This window comes from Parabacteroides sp. ZJ-118 (assembly GCF_011038785.1).
In the GTDB taxonomy this organism is placed as follows: Bacteria; Bacteroidota; Bacteroidia; order Bacteroidales; family Tannerellaceae; genus Parabacteroides.
Genome location: NZ_JAAKDT010000019.1, coordinates 12,722 through 32,912 on the forward strand (window position 1 = coordinate 12,722; position 20,191 = coordinate 32,912).

The 20,191-nt window shown below is 54.5% G+C and carries 18 protein-coding genes and 1 pseudogene; 9 read left to right on the forward strand and 10 right to left on the reverse strand.

Annotated features, from left to right (window positions below; translation table 11 throughout):
* The first annotated feature begins 8 nt into the window (after positions 1-8).
* Both G7Y39_RS06725 and udk read left to right on the forward strand, forming a co-directional pair.
* Positions 9-683, forward strand: a complete 675-nt coding sequence (locus tag G7Y39_RS06725) for a porin family protein (protein WP_165156305.1) — start codon at positions 9-11, stop codon at positions 681-683.
* 383 nt (positions 684-1,066) lie between these two features.
* On the forward strand, positions 1,067-1,696 hold the full coding sequence (gene udk / locus G7Y39_RS06730; protein ID WP_165156307.1) for a uridine kinase: 630 nt from the start codon (positions 1,067-1,069) through the stop codon (positions 1,694-1,696).
* On the opposite strand, the gene G7Y39_RS06735 is transcribed toward udk, so the two are convergent.
* Both G7Y39_RS06735 and panB read right to left on the reverse strand, forming a co-directional pair.
* Positions 1,653-2,999 carry a cobyrinate a,c-diamide synthase gene (locus G7Y39_RS06735; protein ID WP_165156309.1) on the reverse strand — a complete coding sequence of 449 codons (1,347 nt, stop codon included), beginning with the start codon at positions 2,997-2,999 and terminating at the stop codon, positions 1,653-1,655. The genes udk and G7Y39_RS06735 overlap by 44 nt on opposite strands.
* A gap of 11 nt (positions 3,000-3,010) precedes the next feature.
* On the reverse strand, positions 3,011-3,832 hold the full coding sequence (gene panB / locus G7Y39_RS06740; RefSeq protein WP_165156311.1) for a 3-methyl-2-oxobutanoate hydroxymethyltransferase: 822 nt from the start codon (positions 3,830-3,832) through the stop codon (positions 3,011-3,013).
* Between the two features lie 87 nt (positions 3,833-3,919).
* On the opposite strand from panB, the gene G7Y39_RS06745 reads away from it, so the two are divergent.
* Together G7Y39_RS06745 and G7Y39_RS06750 are read left to right on the forward strand one after the other, a co-directional pair.
* The gene (locus G7Y39_RS06745) at positions 3,920-4,498 is read left to right on the forward strand and encodes a 3'-5' exonuclease (RefSeq protein ID WP_165156313.1); all 579 of its coding nucleotides are present in this window, start codon (positions 3,920-3,922) and stop codon (positions 4,496-4,498) included.
* Positions 4,499-4,575: 77 nt separating this feature from the next.
* The gene (locus G7Y39_RS06750) at positions 4,576-5,571 is read left to right on the forward strand and encodes an N-acetylmuramoyl-L-alanine amidase (protein WP_165156315.1); all 996 of its coding nucleotides are present in this window, start codon (positions 4,576-4,578) and stop codon (positions 5,569-5,571) included.
* A gap of 77 nt (positions 5,572-5,648) precedes the next feature.
* Here the strand turns inward: G7Y39_RS06750 and G7Y39_RS06755 are convergent, their stop codons facing one another.
* Positions 5,649-5,900 carry a TIGR03905 family TSCPD domain-containing protein gene (locus G7Y39_RS06755; RefSeq protein WP_165156317.1) on the reverse strand — a complete coding sequence of 84 codons (252 nt, stop codon included), beginning with the start codon at positions 5,898-5,900 and terminating at the stop codon, positions 5,649-5,651.
* A gap of 82 nt (positions 5,901-5,982) precedes the next feature.
* On the opposite strand from G7Y39_RS06755, the gene G7Y39_RS06760 reads away from it, so the two are divergent.
* The gene (locus G7Y39_RS06760) at positions 5,983-7,299 is read left to right on the forward strand and encodes a folylpolyglutamate synthase/dihydrofolate synthase family protein (protein ID WP_165156319.1); all 1,317 of its coding nucleotides are present in this window, start codon (positions 5,983-5,985) and stop codon (positions 7,297-7,299) included.
* A gap of 40 nt (positions 7,300-7,339) precedes the next feature.
* A complete protein-coding gene (locus tag G7Y39_RS06765) occupies positions 7,340-8,728 on the forward strand; it encodes an MFS transporter (RefSeq protein WP_165156321.1) in 1,389 nt (462 codons plus the stop codon).
* 56 nt (positions 8,729-8,784) lie between these two features.
* Here the strand turns inward: G7Y39_RS06765 and G7Y39_RS06770 are convergent, their stop codons facing one another.
* Positions 8,785-9,339, reverse strand: coding sequence for a hypothetical protein (locus tag G7Y39_RS06770; RefSeq protein WP_165156323.1), 555 nt, complete (start codon positions 9,337-9,339; stop codon positions 8,785-8,787).
* Positions 9,340-9,597: 258 nt separating this feature from the next.
* Here G7Y39_RS06770 and ispE point away from each other — a divergent pair, with 258 nt between their 5' ends.
* From ispE to G7Y39_RS06785, 3 genes are all read left to right on the forward strand, one after another.
* Entirely contained in the window at positions 9,598-10,413 is an 816-nt protein-coding gene (ispE, locus tag G7Y39_RS06775; RefSeq protein WP_165156325.1) for a 4-(cytidine 5'-diphospho)-2-C-methyl-D-erythritol kinase, read from the forward strand.
* A 66-nt stretch (positions 10,414-10,479) separates the two neighbouring features.
* A complete protein-coding gene (locus G7Y39_RS06780; RefSeq protein ID WP_165156327.1) occupies positions 10,480-12,975 on the forward strand; it encodes a prolyl oligopeptidase family serine peptidase in 2,496 nt (831 codons plus the stop codon).
* 63 nt (positions 12,976-13,038) lie between these two features.
* Positions 13,039-14,868, forward strand: coding sequence for a YgiQ family radical SAM protein (locus G7Y39_RS06785; protein WP_165156329.1), 1,830 nt, complete (start codon positions 13,039-13,041; stop codon positions 14,866-14,868).
* A gap of 62 nt (positions 14,869-14,930) precedes the next feature.
* On the opposite strand, the gene G7Y39_RS06790 is transcribed toward G7Y39_RS06785, so the two are convergent.
* The 6 genes and pseudogenes from G7Y39_RS06790 to G7Y39_RS13875 form a co-directional block, all read right to left on the reverse strand.
* Complete coding sequence (locus tag G7Y39_RS06790) at positions 14,931-15,311, reverse strand: RidA family protein (RefSeq protein WP_165156331.1); 381 nt, start codon at positions 15,309-15,311, stop codon at positions 14,931-14,933.
* A gap of 47 nt (positions 15,312-15,358) precedes the next feature.
* Positions 15,359-16,105 carry a 23S rRNA (guanosine(2251)-2'-O)-methyltransferase RlmB gene (gene rlmB, locus G7Y39_RS06795; RefSeq protein ID WP_165156333.1) on the reverse strand — a complete coding sequence of 249 codons (747 nt, stop codon included), beginning with the start codon at positions 16,103-16,105 and terminating at the stop codon, positions 15,359-15,361.
* A gap of 110 nt (positions 16,106-16,215) precedes the next feature.
* On the reverse strand, positions 16,216-17,880 hold the full coding sequence (recN, locus tag G7Y39_RS06800; RefSeq protein ID WP_165156335.1) for a DNA repair protein RecN: 1,665 nt from the start codon (positions 17,878-17,880) through the stop codon (positions 16,216-16,218).
* 7 nt (positions 17,881-17,887) lie between these two features.
* Positions 17,888-18,799 (reverse strand): DUF4835 family protein, encoded by a 912-nt coding sequence (locus G7Y39_RS06805; protein ID WP_165156337.1) that lies wholly within the window; start codon positions 18,797-18,799, stop codon positions 17,888-17,890.
* Positions 18,796-20,001 carry a bifunctional phosphopantothenoylcysteine decarboxylase/phosphopantothenate--cysteine ligase CoaBC gene (gene coaBC, locus G7Y39_RS06810; protein ID WP_165156339.1) on the reverse strand — a complete coding sequence of 402 codons (1,206 nt, stop codon included), beginning with the start codon at positions 19,999-20,001 and terminating at the stop codon, positions 18,796-18,798. The genes G7Y39_RS06805 and coaBC overlap by 4 nt, the downstream gene beginning before the upstream one ends.
* 55 nt (positions 20,002-20,056) lie before the next feature.
* Positions 20,057-20,190, reverse strand: a pseudogene (locus G7Y39_RS13875) (NADH-dependent alcohol dehydrogenase); the annotation flags it as partial.
* Between the last annotated feature and the right edge of the window lies 1 nt (position 20,191).

Consider the following 20,191-nt stretch of genomic DNA (forward strand, 5'->3'; position numbering starts at 1 on the left):
TTGAGCGGATGACAAAAAAAATAGTTGCAGCGATATTTCTGTGCATGGCGAGCTTATCGGTTTGCCATGCGCAAAAAAGTGCTTTTAAGCAAGAGCTTGCGGTTGGTGCGTCCTTCGGATTCAATTTATCCAGCGTAAGCTTTGCCCCCAAAGTCCCTACGAAGATGAAGCTTGGATTTAACGGGGGAGCGACAATACGTTGGAATACGGAACCCAATTTAGGCTTACAGGCAGAATTGAACTTTACCCAACAAGGATGGGAAGAGAAGTTTGAGGAGAAACCTCAATACAAATACAGCCGTACGGTAAACTATATGGAGCTTCCTTTCTTGACCCACATCCATTTCGGAAACGAGCGGGTGCGTGTATTCGTCAACCTAGGGCCTAAAATCGGTTATGCGCTGAGCGAAAGCACGGAGTCGAACCTTAATGGCGAGAACCCGAACGCAAACCGTCCGGACGAACAACATACATTGGAAGTCCAAAAGAGGTTTGATTGGGGGCTTTGCGGCGGACCGGGAGTCGAGCTCCGCACCGGGATAGGCTCTTTCTTGTTGGAAGGTCGTTATTACTATGCGCTGGGCGATATGTTCAACAGCCGTAAAGGAGACACTTTCTCTAAATCTTCCAGCCAGATAATATCCGCGAGACTAACCTATCTGATTCCCATCTTTGGTAAATAAAGGGGATGGGTCCGTGATGTCGTAGCGATTCGTTGAAGACACGGCAAATCATGAATACAATGGGGAATGCGCCAGACGATCCCTTTTGTTGAGGTGACCTACCATAAAAGAAAAGGCCATCCGTCACGGACAGCCAATCTCATTGTTAACCTTAAATCTAATACCATGAAAAACACAGTGCAAATATAGAGACTTTATGTTATGCAGCATAATTTTCCAACAAGAAAAGCTATGTTATTAACTTTAATTAAGACAAACATGCTATACAACATAGGATTCAGCTCTTTTTATCTCGTTTTTTCTATTAATAGCGAAATGTGACCACTCTAAATATTTCGTACCTTTGTCTTTGTTAACACAGATATGGATTAATATAAGAAATCATGCTAATCATAGGTATAGCGGGCGGGACCGGTTCCGGGAAAACTACAGTGGTAAAAAAGATCATAGAAAGCTTACCTCCCGGCGAGGTCGTATTACTACCTCAGGATTCTTATTACAGAGATAACAGTCATGTGCCGGAAGAGAAGCGTCAATACATTAACTTCGACCATCCTGACGCGTTTGACTGGCCGCTCCTCTCTGAGCAAGTCAACTTGCTGAAAAAGGGGAAATGCATCGAGCAGCCGACCTATTCTTATCTTACCTGCTGCCGATTGCCCGAGACCATTCATATCGAGCCACGTGATGTTGTCATCATCGAAGGGATCCTCGCTTTATGCGACCCTCGATTACGAGACTTGATGGACTTGAAAGTATTTGTCGATACCGATTCGGACGAGCGTCTTATCCGTGTGATCCAACGGGATATGGTCGAGAGAGGACGCACGGCGGAAGCGGTAATGGAACGCTACACCCGGGTACTAAAGCCTATGCATCTACAATTTATAGAGCCTAGCAAGCGATATGCCGACCTGATTATACCCGAAGGAGGAAGCAACCAGATCGCCATCAATATCTTGAAAATGTTTATCGAGAACAATCTGAGGTTTCCCCATACAGAAAATCAATAAACCAATCGTTCCGACAGGGATCTCCCCAATACAAATGCGTGTATCCCGCCAATACGTTCTTGTAGCGATACAGCGGGGTATCCGTTTGATCTCCTTTCGCCGTAAAGGCTTTCGCGACCGAAGGTAGCGGGCTTTCCATCGGCACGATCCGGGAATAGTGGAACTCATGCCCTCGTAATACATCCTTCTTGTAGCATAAAGTCCGATACCCCAGACGTAACTTCATGTTCTCCATCGTGGCGGATTGCGGCAATACGCCGGCCATTGGATAGGCATTCCCATCCGTACCGATAATCTCTTTGCAGAGATACATCATCCCCCCACATTCCGCCAGCAACCTGCCTCCCGCTTCCACAAAGGAATGAATCGATTCACGCATCCCGGAATTCATACTCAACTCCGACACATACAACTCGGGGTATCCACCGGGCAAATAGACAAAATCGGCATCCGGTAAACACTCATCCCTCAACGGGCTGAAATAGGTAATCTTGCCTTGCGTAGATAAGAAACGTATATTTTCCTCGTATGAGAAGTTGAAAGCGGGATCACGGGCGATGGCTATATTTAAGTTTGCCTTTGAAACGGTCCGCATGACTTCCTCACCCCGAGGAACCGGTTGTCGCTCAGGCAAAGCCGTGATTGCCAACAGGCGGTCTATATCCACATGCTCCTCCACCCAGCAAGCGACCCGATCCGCGAACTCCTCGAAGCAAAAATCCGCATCCAACGACAACCCCAAGTGCCGGCTCGGGATCTCTACATCCGCACGCTTCGGTAGATAACCCAACGCTTCCACACCCGCATCCTTACACGCTTGCCTCAAGAATGAATAATGGCTCTCCGACGCCACGAAATTAAATACCGCCCCCACTACATCCAGATCTTTCCGGAAATTGCGGAAGCCATAAAGCAAGGGAGCCACCGAATAAGCCGTGCTTTTAGCGTTCACCACCAATACGATCGGTATCCGCAACAAACCGGAGATCTCCGCGCTACTTCCTCGCGTGGCATCGTAGCCATCGAACAGCCCCATCACTCCTTCGGTCACGGCTACATCCGCATTCGAGGTATACCGGGTATACAAATCCCGGATATGCCCTTCCGACATCATGAATCCATCCAAATTCACGGAAGCGCGACCAGCCGCCATTTTGTGATGACGAGTATCTATATAATCCGGCCCACACTTAAAAGGTTGTACCCGTAAAGAGCGATTTCTCAAGGCACGGAGCAATCCCAAGGTAAAAGTAGTCTTCCCGCTTCCCGACGAGGCGGCGCCTATCAGCAAATGAGATCTCATGTGTCCTGTTTCTAATATTGCTCCTTCTCGTTCGGGAAGTCTTGGGATTTCACGTCCTCAATATACGCTTGTACGGCACGGGTAATCGCCTCCCCTAAATTAGCGTAACGACGTAGGAAACGGGGAGAGAAGCCTTGATTGATACCGAGCATATCATGCATAACCAACACTTGACCATCTACGCCTCCACCGGCGCCAATGCCGATAACCGGGATCGTAAGCTCCGAGGCGACACGAGCCGCCAGCTCCGCCGGGATCTTTTCCAGGACCAAGGCGAAACAACCTATCTCCTCGAGCAAATGGGCATCCTCGATCAGCTTCTTAGCCTCGGCCTCTTCACGCGCACGCACCGTATACGTACCGAATTTATTGATCGATTGCGGCGTCAATCCCAAATGCCCCATAATTGGAATACCGGCACACAAGATACGTTCGATCGATTCCCGAACCTCGACTCCGCCTTCCAGCTTGATACAATCGGCATGCGTCTCTTTCATCACCCGGATAGCGGAAGCCAAGGCTTCCTTAGAGTTTCCTTGGTACGTACCGAAAGGCAGGTCTACCACTACCAGCGCACGACTCACCGCTTTCATGACCGATTTGCCATGGTAAATCATCTGGTCAAGCGTAATCGGCAAAGTGGTCACGTTTCCAGCCATTACGTTAGAGGCGGAGTCACCCACCAAAATCACATCCATTCCCGCTTGATCGATTAATTTCGCCATCGAGTAATCGTAAGCGGTAAGCATGGATATCTTCTCGCCGCGCTGCTTCATCTCTATCAGACGATGCGTGGTCACCTTTCTATTATCATCTACTTTCGCGACAGACATATTGTATTTTTTTTAATTGTTCCGGCCGCGAAGGTACGTATTATTATTTAAAAACCTTACTTTCGCGTCTCATACCAGAAAGCGTTTATGAAACTACTTTTTTTTGATCTAGAGACTACCGGCGTAAAATACTGGCGAAATGGCATCCACCAAATCAGTGGGGAGATCGTGATTGATGGGGTTACGAAAGAGTCCTTTAATTTCAATGTCTGCCCGCATCCCCAATGCGAGATAGAGGCGGAGGCGCTGCGCGTCTGCAACGTGTCCAAGGAGCAGATACAAGCGTATCCGCCCATGCGAGAGGTGTACGTTAAATTCGTGAGCATGTTGTCTAAATACGTGGACAAATTTGACAAAAAAGACAAGTTCTTCCTTGTAGGATACAATAACTCCGCTTTCGATAATCACTTCTTGAAAGCCTTCTTCGTACAGAACGGAGATAATTATTTCTACTCATGGTTCTGGGTGAACTCGATTGACGTGATGGTATTGTCTACCCAGTATTTGATGCGCGAGCGGCATGAGATGACAGATTTCAAGCTGGAAACGGTGGCAAGGACTTTAGGCATACAAATAGACTCCGCGAAACTGCACGACGCGTCCTATGATATTCAATTGACCAAAGAGGTTTATAATAAGATATCCGCCCGCTCGCTTATGGGTTGATCGATTCTTTTTATAGGGTATCGTTTTCGACTATCGGTTGGTTTCATTATCTTTACGGCGTAGAATCAATTTTTAAGATGCCTGTGAAACACGCTATCCATATTCTCTTCCTCTTTATTATCGCTCTCGTATGTACAGGTCCCTTGACTGCCCAAGAAAAGGCGTATCCGAAAAACGGGGAGGGCATCACTCTTTTTCTCAAACGTTTCAACCGTACCGGCGGGGCGTATCAGAAAGCCTTTATCGAGCTTAATAAAGGGAAGTTGGGTAAAAATAACAGCCTGCGCATGGGCGTGGAATATACCTTGCCTCCGCTCGCCTCCGCCCCTCCGAAAAAGAACGATCAGCCCCTGTTCGGCAAGTCGCTGGCCCGTTACCAAGTAACCGCTTCCGATTTGAAAGGTGCTTGCTTTTATCTGGTCAGCGGGCATGGCGGTCCGGATCCCGGGGCGATCGGCAAAATGGGCTCCCATGAATTGCATGAGGATGAATACGCTTACGACATCATGCTACGCCTGGCGCGCAATCTGTTAACGCGAGGCGCCAAGGTGCATATTATCATCCAGGACGCGAAGGATGGAATACGCGACCAGCCATTCCTCACTAACAGCAAACGGGAGACTTGCATGGGCAACCCGATCCCCCTTAACCAAGTAAGCCGTCTGGATCAGCGCTGCGCCAAGATAAACAGCCTGAGCCGGAAAGATAAGGAAGTTTATAAAAGAGCTCTATTCATCCATGTGGACAGCCGGAGCAAGCATAAAAGGACCGATGTCTTTTTCTATCACAAGCCCAAAGATCAAGCGGGTAAGCGCTTGGCCAAGACGATGAAGTCCACTTTCTCGCGCAAATACGAGCGCCACCAACCCGGCCGGGGGTTCTCGGGCACGGTAGACGATCGTAACCTACATGTGTTGCGCCACACGACCCCGACCTCCGTCTTCGTCGAGTTGGGCAACCTGCAAAACCGGTACGACCAACAACGGATCATCCTCAGCAACAACCGGCAGGCCCTGGCGAACTGGCTTTGCGAGGGATTTGCCGCGGATTACGATCATTACAAGAGGAAATAGCCCCGCGTCCCGGCGTAATGACTCTTTCTTCAACGCGCGCGGCCCGCGTGTCTTTGTCACCGGGCCGCGCGCGTCAGTTACAATTGCCTCAACGCCCGCGCCATCTGGTCCGGGCATGACGTCCCCCTTCCGTGACAATCGATGCCGGACAGGCGGTCGATCGCGTCTTGGACGCGCATGCCTCTCAGCAAGGCGCACACGCCTTGCCCGTTGCCGTGGCAGCCGCCTACGACCCGCGCGTTCTCGATCACGCCATCCTTCACGTCGATCTCCATCAACTTCGAACAAACGCCTCCTTGAGGCGTATAGGTAATACGTTGTGTTTCCATTTTCTTTTCGCTCCTTTTTGTAAACAGGTCGCGAAGGTATGAATAAATTTGACTACATTCGCGGCATTTAATTCACAAAAACATGACATACGAGGAAACGCTACACTATCTGTATACCCGCGTCCCGGTCTTCCAACACAGCGGAGCTTCCGCTTACAAACCCGGTCTCGGTACAAGTATCGCCCTGGACGATTATCTGGGGAATCCGCATAAGGCCTATAAGACCATCCATGTGGCCGGGACAAACGGCAAAGGCTCGGTCAGCCATCTGCTGGCGGCCATTCTCCGGCAATCCGGTTTCAAGGTCGGGCTTTATACCTCGCCCCACCTGGTGGACTTCCGGGAACGCATCCGGGTGAACGGGAAAAAGATCTCCCAAGATTACGTGGCCGATTTCATCGAGCGTCATCGCGCTTTCTTCGAGCCTCTCCAGCCCTCCTTCTTCGAGTTGACATCCAGCATGGCTTTCGAGTATTTCCGCGACCAGCGGGTGGATTACGCGGTGATCGAGGCCGGGCTGGGCGGCCGTCTGGACAGCACGAACATCATCACCCCGATCTTGAGTATCATCACGAATATCAGCCTGGATCATACGCGATTCCTGGGAGACACGGTGGAGAAGATCGCGGCGGAGAAGGCCGGCATCATCAAGAGGGGCGTGCCGGTACTCCTGGGATTGGCGGAGAAACACTCGGTTTTCGAGGTTTTCCGGAGCGCGGCCCGGGAAGCCAAGGCGCCTTTCCACTATGCCTTGAACCTGGGGATGCTGGAGGGGACCGCGTCGTTGTCTTCGCGGCACTGGAAATTCCCCTCGGTGGAGTATGGCGAGGTGATCGGCGAGCTCGCCGGCGAGGCGCAGCAATTCAACGCCATCACGGTATTCTCCGCCCTGCACCTGCTCCGCGAGGCGTGCGGCGTGGACATCCTGCCCGAGGCTGTCCATGAGGGATTCGGGCACGTGACCCGGCTGACGGGATTGATGGGACGCTGGCAAACCCTGCGGACGCACCCGACCGTCGTCTGTGACACGGGGCACAATGTGGGCGGCTGGAAGCATCTGGCGGAGCACCTGAAGGTATTGCGCCAATATTACAGGCGGATCTATATGATCGTCGGCATGGCAAACGACAAGGACGTGGACGGCGTGCTCGCCTTGATGCCCCAAGAGGCCTGCTACTTCTTCACGCAGGCCTCCGTGGAGCGAGCGATGCCCGCGGGGGATTTCGCCGAGAGAGCCAGGCGGCGCGGACTGTCCGGCACCGTTTGCGACACGGTGGGAGACGCGGTCGGGATGGCGCTGGGAAGGGCCCGCGAGGAAGACCTGGTCTTCATCGGAGGCAGTACGTTTGTCGTGGCGGACGCGCTCCCCTTGTTCATGAAAGAAGACGAATACAAATAACGCGATTCCATAAATCATTCAATTCCATAAAACAAATACCATGACAGAACGAATACATCAGAGACTCAGCGACTCGAAGGTCGCACGATGGAGCGTGCTCGCCCTGGCGGCGTTCACGATGCTTTGCGGATACTTCCTTACGGATGTGATGGCTCCGCTCAAACCGATGCTGGAGGAACAGCTAAGCTGGACGAGTACGGAGTATGGCTGGTTCACCAGCGCCTACGGCTGGTTCAACGTATTTCTTTTCATGTTGATTATCGGGGGTATCGTCCTGGATAAGATGGGCGTCCGTTTCACGGGTGTCGCGTCCTGCATCTTGATGATCATCGGTTGTTCCATCAAGTATTACGCCATCTCGGACGCGTTCACGATGGAGGGAACGCTTTTCGGATGGAAGGCGCGGGTGATGGTGGCCGCCCTCGGGTACGCGCTCTTCGGAGTCGGCGTGGAGACCGCCGGCATCACGGTATCCAAGATCATCGTACGGTGGTTCAAGGGGAAGGAGATGGCGCTGGCGATGGGCCTGGAGATGGCCACGGCCCGTTTGGGTACGGCCTTGGCGCTGTCTGTCACGGTTCCCTTCGCCAAGTACTTCGGCAGCATCTCCGCCCCGGTCTTGCTGTGCCTTTGCCTGTTGTGCGTCGGCTTGATCGCCTTCCTCGTGTTTTGCGTGATGGACCGCAAGCTGGACGCCTCGACCGACGCCGGCGGCCCGGCCGGGGAGGAGGAGGAGCCTTTCCGCCTGAGGGATATCGTATCGATCGTCGCCAACAGGGGCTTCTGGCTGATCGCCCTGCTTTGCGTGTTGTTCTACTCGGCCGTATTCCCCTTCTTGAAATACGCGACCGACCTGATGGTCAATAAATACAACGTGGATCCGGAGCTGGCGGGTAACATCCCGGCGATCCTGCCCTTCGGCACGATCTTCCTGACGCCGTTCTTCGGCAACCTGTACGACCGCAAGGGCAAGGGGGCGACGATCATGATCTTCGGCGCCTTGATGCTGATCGGCGTGCACTCGCTGTTCACGCTCCCGGTCTTGAACCAATGGTGGTTCGCCACGATCGTGATGATCGTGTTGGGCATCGCGTTCTCCCTGGTCCCGTCGGCGATGTGGCCGTCGGTCCCGAAGATCATCCCGGAGAAGCAGCTGGGCACGGCCTACGCCCTGATCTTCTGGGTGCAGAACATCGGCCTGAGCATGGTACCCCTGCTGATCGGCTGGCTGCTGGACACCTATTGCAAGATCGACAACGGCACGGGCAAGCCGGCCTACGACTATACGATACCGATGGCCGTCTTCACCGGCTTCGGCGTGCTCGCCCTCCTCATCGCCCTGGCGCTGAGACGCGAGGACCGGATCAAGGGCTACGGCCTTGAGCGCCCCAACATCCAGGGGGACGCGGACAGGGCCGGGGCCGAGTGATCGCCCAAGGGGAAGCGGCGGCCGGAACCCGGCGCCTGACGCGGGACCGCGCGTCGTCACGCCGGCCGGAAGCGATCCTCGTCGGCCGGGGAGGCGCGCAGCTGGTGGCGGCGTTCGAGGGGACTGATCCCATGGTCGCGCTTGTAGGCGAGGAAAAGGTTGACGCGCGTGCCGTGGCCGGAGCGGCGGGCCACCTCGTCGAGTGTCAGGGAGGTGTAGCGCAACAGGTCGTCCGCCAGGCGCCCCATGTAGCGTAGGCGGAACTCCGCCCCCGACATCCCGGTGAGCAGGAAGCAGAGCGAGTCCATGTCGCCCGTGCGCGCGCCGTAGCCCTCGCAGAACTTGCCCAGGTCACTCTCTCCCGCCGTGAGCCGGCGCACGTAAGCGTCCATCACCTCCACCCCGGAGGGCGACAGCTCCCGCTCCACGGGGATATACTCCACCACCCCCTCATCGGTGTATCGCCTCCGGAAGGCCAGCGGCGAGATGTAGAGATCGTCCAACGTGAATTGCGGCTTGCCCGCGAAGAGCCGCTCTTTCGGCACGCGACCCTTCCGCCGCCCATACCAACGATCCTTTACGATGTGTCTCTCCTTGTGTTCGTCTGTCATATAATCATTTGTTTACCCGATTTATATCCGGTTATCATCCAACCCCTATTTTGTTATCCCTACAATTTTCGGGATAACGTCGGAGCGCTCCGCTGTTATCCCGAACGCGAATATATAAATAAAAAACCGGTTTTCCGTTATCCCGTTTTTTAATCGGATAACATCAAAGCGCCGGCGAGTGATCGTTTGCCGGTAGACGGAACATTTTTAAGGATATCTTCTTATCTTCGCGTATCACATCAACAAACATTACATGCTATGATCTGTTTCCCGAACGCGAAGATAAACCTGGGCCTGAACGTGGTGAGCAAACGGCCGGACGGTTATCACGACATAGAGACCATCTTCTACCCGATCCCCGTGAGAGACGCCCTCGAGGTCGTCGCCTCGGACCGGACCCGCCTCGCGCAAACCGGAATCCCGGTAGACGCGCCCCCGGAGAAGAACCTCGTCCTCAAAGCGCTGGACGCCCTGAGGGCGAGGTACGAGATCCCCCCGCTGGAGATCCACTTGCTGAAGGCGATACCCTTTGGCGCCGGGCTTGGGGGAGGCTCCGCCGACGCCGCCTTCATGCTGAGGCTGGTCAATGATTTCGGCGGCCTGGGCCTCCAGCCGGACGAGCTGGAGGCGATCGCCTCCACCATCGGGGCCGATTGCCCGTTCTTTATCCGGAACAGGCCGGTATTCGCGACCGGCACGGGAAACCGCTTCGAGCCCGTGGAGCTCTCCCTGGAGGCGTATCACCTGTGCCTGGTGAAACCGGATGTGGCCGTCTCCACCCCCGAGGCCTATTCGATGGTGACACCCGCCGCGCCGGAGAGCTCCCTGAGAACGATCGTCCGACTGCCGGTATCCGAGTGGGAAGGGCGGATGGTGAACGATTTCGAGCGGAGCGTGTTCGCGAGACATCCCCGGATCGGGCGGATCAAGGATACCCTCTACGAGCGGGGCGCCTTGTATGCCGCCATGTCCGGCTCCGGATCCTCCGTGTTCGGCCTGTTCGGCGAACCGACCCATCTCAAGGAGGAACCCCTCTTCGGCGACTGTTTCGTATGGGAAGGGCCCCTAGCCTGAATCCCGCCGGATGCCGGGCCGCTTCGCGGCGTACGCGAGACTATTTATCCTAAACTCATTACCTATATGAACAGAAAAATGAACTTAATCCCCGTGTTGCTGCTTTCCGCCCTCTCGCTTTCCGCCCTGGAGGCGGTGAAGGTGACGCGGTTCCGCCACGCGGGCCCGTTCGCGGTCAACCCGCCGGTCCTGGCGGACAGCCTCGACGTGAATGGAAAGCCTTTCGAGGCGAGGCATCTATTGAAAGCGACCCTGCCGTTCGGGCGGACGCTCGCGAACGCCGCGGTACTCGACGCCGACACGACGACAGGCGCGATCACCTTCGCCGCCCCGCGGGAGGGCTACGCCCTGCATCTGCTCGCGTTCTTCCTGAACAGCGACCGGTACGTGAAAGGGAGACTCGAGGTATCGGGCCCCGGGGCGTTCGAGGTATTCGTCGACGGCAAGCCGGTCGAAGCCACCTCCGAGTTGGCGCTGGAGCCCCGCCGCTACCAAGTAGTCGTCAAATACCTGGCGGCGAAGAGAGACACCTGCCCCCCCAGCCTGAAGGCCACCTTCAAGAGCGAGGCGGCGGCGAAGGTCGTAGCCTCGCCGGACCCGGAGAGGCGCTACACCCTCCTGGATATCCTGGAGGGAAAGGACTTCCAAGGCGTAAGCCTCTCGCCGGACGGGAAGTACGCCCTGGTGAAATACGTCAACCGCTTCCCGGAAGGCAAGCGCGAGACGTACGGGCAATTGATGGATGCCGCCACCGGGCGGGTCCTGTCGCAAGACGCCGGTTTCCTCGCGACCGCCCGGTGGATGCCTGAGAGCGACCGGTTGTATTACACCCGCGCCGGCCTGGAGGGCACGGAGCTGGTAACCGTAGACCCGGCGACCGGCCGGCAAACGGTATTGGCCCCGGACCTTCCGGAAGGGCGGTTCGTGTTCACCCCCGACGAGTCCGCCCTCCTCTATACCGTAGAGGAGGAGGGCCCCAAGGAGGGGACGGAGCTGATCCGGGTCGTAGAGCCGGCCGACCGTATCCCGGGCTTCCGCGACCGCTCCCTCATCTGGCGTTACGACCTGAGAACCGGTCTGTACGAGCGACTCACCTTCGGGCATACGGGCACGTATATCCAGGACATCAGCGCCGATAGCCGCTACCTGCTGTTCAGCACCGCCGACCGGGTGTACACCTCCCTGCCGCACTCCCGCAACTCCCTCTACCGACTGGACCTGCAGACCCTGTCGGTCGATACGATCTGGGAAAAGGCCCCGTACATCAACCAAGCCGCCTTCTCGCCCGACGGCAAGCGGCTGCTGGTAGCCGGGGCGGGCGACGCCTTCGACGGGATCGGACGGAACCTCAAACCCGGACAGATCTCCAACTCGTACGACGGGCAGCTATTCCTCTACGACCTGGCGAGCCGCGAGGCCTCCCCCCTCACCAAGGAGTTCGACCCGAACGTGATCGACGCCGTATGGCACCGCCTCGACGGGCAAATCTACATCCTCTGCGAGGACGAGGATTATCAGCGGATCTATACCTGCGACCCGGCAAGCGGGAAGATCCGCCCCATAGCCGCCCCGGAGGATATCATCCTCTCCTACGCGCTGGCCGACAACGCCCCGCTCCTCTTCTACTACGGGCAGAGCGCGTCCAACGCCTCCCGCCTTTACGCCCACGACCTCAAAGGCGGGAAGAGCCGCCTGGTGTACGATCTCTCGCGCGATAAACTGAAAGACGTCGTCCTGGGCGAGGTACACGACTGGAGCTTCCGGTCGGATGACGGGACGACGATCCAGGGCCGTTATTACCTCCCGCCTCATTTCGATCCGGAGAAGAAATATCCGATGATCGTTTATTACTACGGCGGCACCTCCCCGACGAACCGCGCGCTGGAGGCGCGTTACTCCATGCACATGTACGCCGCCCTGGGCTACGTGGTCTACACCTTGAACCCCAGCGGGACGACGGGCTTCGGACAGGAATTCGCCGCCCGCCACGTGAACGCGTGGGGCCAGCAGACCGCCGACGAGATCATCCAAGGCACCCGGCTGTTCTGCCGGGAGCACCCGTTCGTGAACGAGAAGAAAATCGGTTGCATCGGCGCCAGCTACGGCGGCTTCATGACGCAATACCTGCAAACCCGTACGGACCTTTTCGCCGCCGCCGTCAGCCATGCCGGCATCAGCGCGTTGAGCAGCTATTGGGGAGAGGGCTACTGGGGATATGGCTACTGCTCCGTGGCGAACGCGGGCACCTATCCGTGGAACGCCCCTGAGTTCTTTACCCGGCAAAGCCCGCTGTTCAACGCCGATAAGATCAACACCCCGCTCCTGTTGCTCCACGGCAACGCCGATACGAACGTCCCCATCGGGGAAAGCATCCAGATGTTCGCCGCCTTGAAGATCCTGGGGAAAACCGTGGAGTTCGTGCAGGTGGATGGCGAGAATCACGGTATCGCGGGCTATCGGAAGCGTATAGGCTGGCAGAACACCATCTACGCGTGGTTCGCCAAATGGCTGAGAGATGAGCCGGAATGGTGGGAAGCCTTGTACCCGGAACGTACCTTATAAAGATATTTATTCGAATCCCCGCTTCCCGGAGCGAAGCCGGCCAAGCGGGGATTCCTTAGCGCTATGAGAACATTCAAATTAGAGAATTGGTTACCCACGACGAAGAAAGAGGTCGAGGCGCGGGGATGGGATTACCTCGACGTGATCCTGTTCTCGGGCGATGCCTACGTGGACCATCCCTCTTTCGGGGCGGCCGTGATCGGCCGCGTATTGGAGGCGGAAGGATTACGGGTAGCGATCGTGCCGCAACCGGATTGGCGGGGCGATCACCGGGATTTCAAGAAGCTGGGCGCTCCCCGGCTTTTCTTCGGCGTATCGGCCGGCGCCATGGATTCGATGATCAACCATTATACGGCCAACAAGCGGTTGCGCAGCGACGATGCCTATACGCCGGACCGGCGTCCGGGGATGCGCCCGGACTACCCGAGCATCGTCTATACGAGAATACTGAAAACGTTGTATCCGGATGTCCCCGTCGTGTTGGGCAGCATCGAGGCCTCGCTGCGCCGGCTTACGCATTACGATTATTGGCAAGACAAGCTGTTACCGGGGATCCTGGCCAGCAGCCCGGCCGATTTACTGATCTACGGCATGGGCGAGAAACCGATCAAGGAGTTGGTGCGCCGCCTGAAGTCCGGCACCCCTTTCAACGCGATCAAGGAGATCCGCCAAACGGTTTACCTGACAGACAAGGCGGACGCGCGCGAGGGCGACATCGTGCTCTTCTCGCACGAGGAATGCCTGGAAGACAAATTGAAACAAGCGAAGAATTTCCGGCATATCGAGGAGGAATCCAATAAATACGATGCCTCGCGGATCTTGCAGCAGGTAGGGAAGCAGGTGATCGTGGTGAATCCTCCCTTCCCGCCGATGACGGAGGCGGAGATCGATGCCTCCTACGACCTGCCCTATACCCGCCTGCCGCATCCCAAATACAAAGGGAAGGTGATACCGGCTTTTGAGATGATCAAGTTCTCGGTCACTATCCACCGGGGGTGTTTCGGGGGATGCGCGTTCTGCACCATATCGGCGCATCAAGGGAAGTTTATCGCCTCCCGAAGCAAGGAATCGATCTTGAGGGAGGTGAGGGCGATTACCGAGATGCCCGATTTCAAGGGCTATCTAAGCGATTTGGGAGGCCCCTCCGCCAACATGTACCGGATGAAGGGCAAAGATGAGCGGATTTGCGCCCAATGCAAGAAACCGTCCTGCATCTCCCCCGTCGTTTGCAAGAACCTGAACGCGGATCATACGCCGCTGCTGGATATCTACAAAGCGGTAGACCGGCTTCCCGGGATCAAGAAGTCGTTTATCGGAAGCGGCGTACGCTATGACCTGCTGTTGCACCGTTACGCGGACGCGGCTTTAAACAAGGCCGCCCAAACCTATACCGAGGAATTGATCGCCCGCCACGTATCCGGTCGCCTGAAGGTGGCCCCGGAGCATACGCAAGACGAGGTGTTGAGACAGATGCGTAAACCCTCCTTCTCGCAATTCGGACAGTTCAAGCGGATATTCGACGAGGTAAACCGGCGGTACGGGCTGAACCAGCAGCTCATCCCCTACTTCATTTCCAGCCATCCGGGATGTACCGAGGCGGACATGGCGGAGCTGGCGGTGATCACCAAGCGCCTGCATTTCCAGCTGGAGCAGGTACAAGACTTCACGCCTACGCCGATGACGTTGGCCACGGAGATGTATTATACCGGATACCATCCTTATACGTTGGAGAGAGTATATACGGCCCGATCGAAAGAACAGAAGCTGGCGCAACGCCAGTTCTTCTTCTGGTATAAACCCGAGTCGCGATATCAGATCACGCAAGTATTGCGAAAGATGGGACGGAAGGATCTGATCGAGAAACTATTCGGACAGAGGCCTAAAGAGCGATAAGGCGAATCTCACGATCAGCCTTATCGAAATTAACCAAGACTCTTAACTATGAAAAAAAAATATCAGTCTTTCACGGCGATCACCTCGACCTCTACCAAACCATTCTTCGGCAGTGTCTTGACGGCTACCGCCGAACGTGCGGGAAACGCGCCCTCGAACTGAGAGGCGTATACCTCGTTCATCGCGGCGAAGTCACCCATATCCGCTAAAAACACGGTTGTTTTTACGACATCGTCGATACTATAACCTGCCTCCGCCAAGATCGCGTGAACATTCTTGAACGCCTGGGCAGTTTGTTCCCTTACGGCTCCCTCAACGAAAAGCCCCGTGGCAGGATCGATCCCCAGCTGTCCGGAAGCGAACAGCATATTACCGACCCGCACCGCCTGGCTATACGGACCGATAGCGGCGGGAGCGTTTTTTGTAGCGATAACTTTCTTCATCTCTTTCTCTGGTTTATATACATTCTATGGTTATATACATTCTATAATTATTGCCGCTCGTTCATGCGCTGGCGAACCACCTCGTACGCCATAATCGAGGCGGCTACGGATACATTCAAGGAGCCGATCATTCCGAATTGCGGGATCTTCACCATCTGGTCGCAGGCGCGCAAGTTCTCCGCGGACACCCCCGTATCTTCCGCCCCCATCACGATCGCTACCGGCCCTTCATACCTCACCGCCGTATAATTCTCCATCGCCTTCTCGCTGGCGGCAAACACCTTCACCCCGCTTTGTCGCAAGAAACGGATCGCCTGGTTGATACTCTTCTCCTTACAAACCGGCAACACATGCAAGGCTCCGGCGGAGGTCTTGATCGCGTCGGCATTCACCGAGACGCTTCCTTTCGCGGGAATCACGATCGCGTCGACCCCCGCGCACTCGCAGGTACGGGCGATCGCGCCGAAATTACGCACATCCGTAATCCCATCCAGCAATACGATGAAAGGATCTTTCCCGTGCTCATACACAAAAGGAATGATGTCTTCCAAGCGCTGGTAGGTAACCGCCGACATAAAAGCGATCACCCCCTGATGATTCTTTCGAGTCAAACGATCCAAGCGCTCAGCCGGGACACGTTGTACCGGTATCTCACGGCCCCTCAGGACCTCAAACAACTCCTTGGACAGATCCCCTTGCAAATCCCTTTTCACAAGGATCTTATCCACCTCCTTATCAGCCTGTACGGCCTCAATCACGGCACGAATGCCAAACACCATCTCGTTTTCTTTCATACTTTATACAACGCGAAACCATTAACACCGCGAAGGTAAGGATAATTAACCAGTTATTCAAGCCCTCGACCTTCGCGTGACGTCGCGTAACATTCCCGAAAGGAAGAGGTCTAATCCTTGACGCCCAACAAATCTTTCGCGTTGGCAAGAGAAGCCTCTGTCAACGAAGCCCCGCTCAACATACGGGCCACCTCGTTCACTCGTTCCTCCCCCTCTAATCGCTTGATACGGGTCAGCGTACGATCTTCGGTATCCTTCTTATAAACAAAATAATGAGCTTGCCCCTTCGCCGCGATTTGAGGCAAGTGGGTGATCGCGATGACTTGCATCTTTGTTCCGAGTTCTTGCATGATATCACCCATTTTATCGGCGATATCGCCCGATACGCCCGTATCTACCTCATCGAAGATAATGGTAGGTAAAGCGGTGAACCCGGCAATCATGGCCTTGATGCAGAGCATCAACCGGGAGATCTCACCTCCGGAAGCGGTTTGGGCGACCGGCTGCAATTCCGCGCGCTTATTGGCGGAGAACATAAATCGGATATCGTCCATTCCATCGCTCTCCGGCTCTTTGCGGGGAAGGATGTCCACACGGAAACGGGTATGCGGCATCCCCAACGGAATAATCATCTCGACCAACCGCGAGGCCATAGCCGTAGAAGCGACCTTACGCTGCTCGCTAAGCACGGAGGCTTGTTGAAGCAATTCTTTGTAAGAGGCATCCAATTGGCTTTCTAACAAATCGATTTGCTCATCGAAGGAATCGATCGCGCGCAATTGCTTTTGGTATTGATCCCGTATAGCGATCAATTCCCCCACGGTAGAGACACGATGTTTTTGCTGAAGCGTATAAAGGGTATTCAAGCGTTCATTCACCCACTCCAGCCGTTCCGGGTTAAATTCCACATCCTCCTTTAAGACACCTGTCTCGGAAGCCAGATCATTCAAGTCGATATAAGCCGAGCGGATTCGCTCGGCGATCGCCTGGGCTTTCGGGAAATACCTTTCCAAGGAATCCACGGTGGAAAGGGCTTCCTTGAGTATTTGGACGGCACCTTGCTCCTCGCCGTCCAAGAGTTCGGTCACCTTATATAGGGCGCTTTTGATCTCCTCCGCGTGCGAGAGCGTTTCTTGCTCTTGCTCCAACTCCTCCTGCTCATCCGGTTGAAGGTTGGCTTCGTCCAATTGTTCCAGTTGAAAACGGATATAGTCTTCCTCCTGCTTGCTCTGGACCGCCTTATCCTTTAAATCTTTCAGTTCCCTTCGCAACGCCTGATAACGGGTAAATTCCTTCTTATAAAGAATGAGCAAGATCTCATTCTCGGCCATTACATCGATCACTTTCAGCTGGAAACGGTTATCACCCAACAACAGGTTCTGATGCTGCGAATGAATATCGATCAGACGGCTTCCCAGCTCCTTTAAGCTCGTAAGGGAAACCGGAGAATCATTGACAAAAGCGCGGGATTTGCCGGAGGCATAAAGCTCCCGACGCAAGATACAGCTATCGGCGTCGTACTCAAGGTCATTACTTAAGAAGAAAGGCTCCAACTGATATTTTGAGACATCAAATACAGCCTCGATCACACATTTATCCGAACCTTCCTTTATACTCTTGCCATCCGCACGTTGTCCAAGCACCAACGATAAGGCACCTAATATAATAGACTTTCCCGCTCCGGTCTCACCCGTTATCACCGAGAAACCTGTATCAAAGCGGATATCCAAATTGTCTATCAAGACAAAGTTCTGTATAAACAAGGATTTCAACATAACTATTTTACCTTACTGGTTTTTGAAGCGCCTCCAAGCGAGTGGATTGCGCGGGATAGATCTCGAACAGCATCTTATAGCCCTCTTGCCGCTCTTGCGTGGTCGCTTTCGAATAAATCGCGATCACCTCATCCAATTTAGCGTCGGCGAACATTTGCAGGAGTACGGAGGTAGGCCGGGCTTTCTTCACCTCCTGCAAGGCGGGAAGCGCCCCGATGATTGTCGTACGTCCGCGATCCGGATTTGCCGCCATTTCATCGAGTCCTTTCCGGTGATACGTGTACCACATTTCCCGGAAAGCGTCGGATGCGTTATCTTGCAAGGCGGTCGCTACGGCATGGCGGTTCTGGTTGCTATCAAACGCTTTCCAGCCTGTCCACGACATCTCGGACTGGGCCATGTTCACGATTTGCTGGGCCTGTTGTATGTAAGTAGTCCCTCCTTTCGGGGCGAAACTATCAAAATCAAGTCCCAAGATCACATAGACATAAAACACGATCGTGGCCGTAAGATTGCTGGTCAGCGTATTTGAGTTATAGTCCAACGGCTCGCCCTCCGTATATTCAAAATCCAACTGTTGGTCCCGGAAATTCAAAAGAGTAGTTGTATAACTGGAATTATAGACCGGACGGCGGGCTTGTATCTGGATCTCGCTCTTGAAGTTCGTCTCATCCAATTCATTCACGATGATCGTCATCGTACAATCGATCTTCTCATTGACGGCAAACGTGGCATCCGTCCATTTCCGGTTATTCACGAACTCCGTCAAGGAGTTCTGCAAGGTCGTGAAGATTTGCTTGTTAGCGGTCGCGATCTTGTCTCCGTTCACCGTAATACGGGCGTTCAACTCTTGCGTCTTCCCGCAAAAAGGAGCGGCGCAAAGCATGAATAGATAAAACAGTCTTCTTACTTTTCTCATTTCAATAATGTTACCAACTTATTTACAATATCAGAGGCTACCTCCCGCTTCGTTTTGAGCGGATAGCTCGTTACTCCTCCGGCATTGTCGATAATCGTGATCTTGTTGGTGTCGCAACGGAAACCGGCTCCTTGGTCTCGCAAAGAATTCAACACGATGAAATCGAGATTTTTCCGCCTCAGTTTACCTTCGGCGTGAGTGGCCTCGTCGTTCGTCTCCAAGGCGAAACCCACCATGACCTGTCCCTCCCGCTTGATCGCGCCCAAAGAGGCGGCGATATCCGGGTTCGGAACCAAATGGAGCGTCATTTCTCCCTCAGCTTCCCGTTTGATTTTCTGCTCGGAAGCGTTCTCCGGGCGGTAATCGGCGACAGCGGCACATAATATAGCAGCATCGCTACCCGGGAACGCGGTCATCGCCGCTTGATACATCTCCCCCGCAGACTCTACATCGACTCGTCGGATACCCGGACAATGGGTTTCCAAAGAGACCGGACCGGCGACCAAAGTCACCTCCGCCCCTCTCTCCGCACACGCTTCCGCTAAAGCAAACCCCATCTTACCGGAAGAGTAGTTCCCTATAAAACGTACGGGATCTATCTTTTCATATGTCGGACCTGCTGTTATCAGGATCTTTTTTTTTTCAAGATCTTTTTGAGCGGTAAAGAAGTCTTCCAAGACCTCGATAATCTTATCGGGTTCTTCCATCCGGCCTTTACCAACCAAATGGCTTGCCAATTCCCCTTCGGCAGGTTCGATAATCCGGTTGCCGAACGAACGCAAGCGTTCCAGATTCTGTTGGGTACTCGGATGAGCGAACATATCCAAATCCATGGCCGGAGCCACGAATACAGGGGCTTTGCAAGAAAGATAAGTAGTTATCAGCATATTATCGGCGATTCCGTTCGCCATCTTACCGATCGTGGAAGCGGTAGCCGGAGCGATCAGCATGGCATCCGCCCAAAGCCCCAGATCCACATGGCTGTTCCATGTACCATCCCTATTGGAAAAAAACTCACTGATCACAGGATGGCTGCTCAACGTCGATAACGTAAGCGGAGTGATAAACTCTTTTCCGGACGGCGTGATAACCACCTGTACCTCGGCTCCTTTTTTCACCAGTCCCCGGATGATATAAGCGGCTTTGTACGCAGCTATGCTCCCCGTAATCCCGAATACAATATGTTTATCTTTCAATGTCATATAATCGAATCCATTTATCCTTGCCCATAGAGACGCGGCGCGTCACCTCACTACAACTTTTCTTAATGCTACCGTCGCGCCGTATACCATCAGGATCTTACTCCCCTCTGGCATTAACGCGGACAAACGGGCAATCGCTCCTTTGCCGAACACAACCTTTACAGGATCGCAAAACTCAAAATTATTCATC

What these genes read in the sequence shown, in the direction of transcription:
- G7Y39_RS06725 (WP_165156305.1), top strand. Translation starts at nt 9, where the DNA reads ATGACAAAAAAAATAGTTGCAGCGATATTTCTGTGCATGGCGAGCTTA.
- udk (WP_165156307.1), top strand. Translation starts at nt 1,067, where the DNA reads ATGCTAATCATAGGTATAGCGGGCGGGACCGGTTCCGGGAAAACTACA.
- G7Y39_RS06735 (WP_165156309.1), bottom strand. Translation starts at nt 2,999, where the DNA reads ATGAGATCTCATTTGCTGATAGGCGCCGCCTCGTCGGGAAGCGGGAAG.
- panB (WP_165156311.1), bottom strand. Translation starts at nt 3,832, where the DNA reads ATGTCTGTCGCGAAAGTAGATGATAATAGAAAGGTGACCACGCATCGT.
- G7Y39_RS06745 (WP_165156313.1), top strand. Translation starts at nt 3,920, where the DNA reads ATGAAACTACTTTTTTTTGATCTAGAGACTACCGGCGTAAAATACTGG.
- G7Y39_RS06750 (WP_165156315.1), top strand. Translation starts at nt 4,576, where the DNA reads ATGCCTGTGAAACACGCTATCCATATTCTCTTCCTCTTTATTATCGCT.
- G7Y39_RS06755 (WP_165156317.1), bottom strand. Translation starts at nt 5,900, where the DNA reads ATGGAAACACAACGTATTACCTATACGCCTCAAGGAGGCGTTTGTTCG.
- G7Y39_RS06760 (WP_165156319.1), top strand. Translation starts at nt 5,983, where the DNA reads ATGACATACGAGGAAACGCTACACTATCTGTATACCCGCGTCCCGGTC.
- G7Y39_RS06765 (WP_165156321.1), top strand. Translation starts at nt 7,340, where the DNA reads ATGACAGAACGAATACATCAGAGACTCAGCGACTCGAAGGTCGCACGA.
- G7Y39_RS06770 (WP_165156323.1), bottom strand. Translation starts at nt 9,339, where the DNA reads ATGACAGACGAACACAAGGAGAGACACATCGTAAAGGATCGTTGGTAT.
- ispE (WP_165156325.1), top strand. Translation starts at nt 9,598, where the DNA reads ATGATCTGTTTCCCGAACGCGAAGATAAACCTGGGCCTGAACGTGGTG.
- G7Y39_RS06780 (WP_165156327.1), top strand. Translation starts at nt 10,480, where the DNA reads ATGAACAGAAAAATGAACTTAATCCCCGTGTTGCTGCTTTCCGCCCTC.
- G7Y39_RS06785 (WP_165156329.1), top strand. Translation starts at nt 13,039, where the DNA reads ATGAGAACATTCAAATTAGAGAATTGGTTACCCACGACGAAGAAAGAG.
- G7Y39_RS06790 (WP_165156331.1), bottom strand. Translation starts at nt 15,311, where the DNA reads ATGAAGAAAGTTATCGCTACAAAAAACGCTCCCGCCGCTATCGGTCCG.
- rlmB (WP_165156333.1), bottom strand. Translation starts at nt 16,105, where the DNA reads ATGAAAGAAAACGAGATGGTGTTTGGCATTCGTGCCGTGATTGAGGCC.
- recN (WP_165156335.1), bottom strand. Translation starts at nt 17,880, where the DNA reads ATGTTGAAATCCTTGTTTATACAGAACTTTGTCTTGATAGACAATTTG.
- G7Y39_RS06805 (WP_165156337.1), bottom strand. Translation starts at nt 18,799, where the DNA reads ATGAGAAAAGTAAGAAGACTGTTTTATCTATTCATGCTTTGCGCCGCT.
- coaBC (WP_165156339.1), bottom strand. Translation starts at nt 20,001, where the DNA reads ATGACATTGAAAGATAAACATATTGTATTCGGGATTACGGGGAGCATA.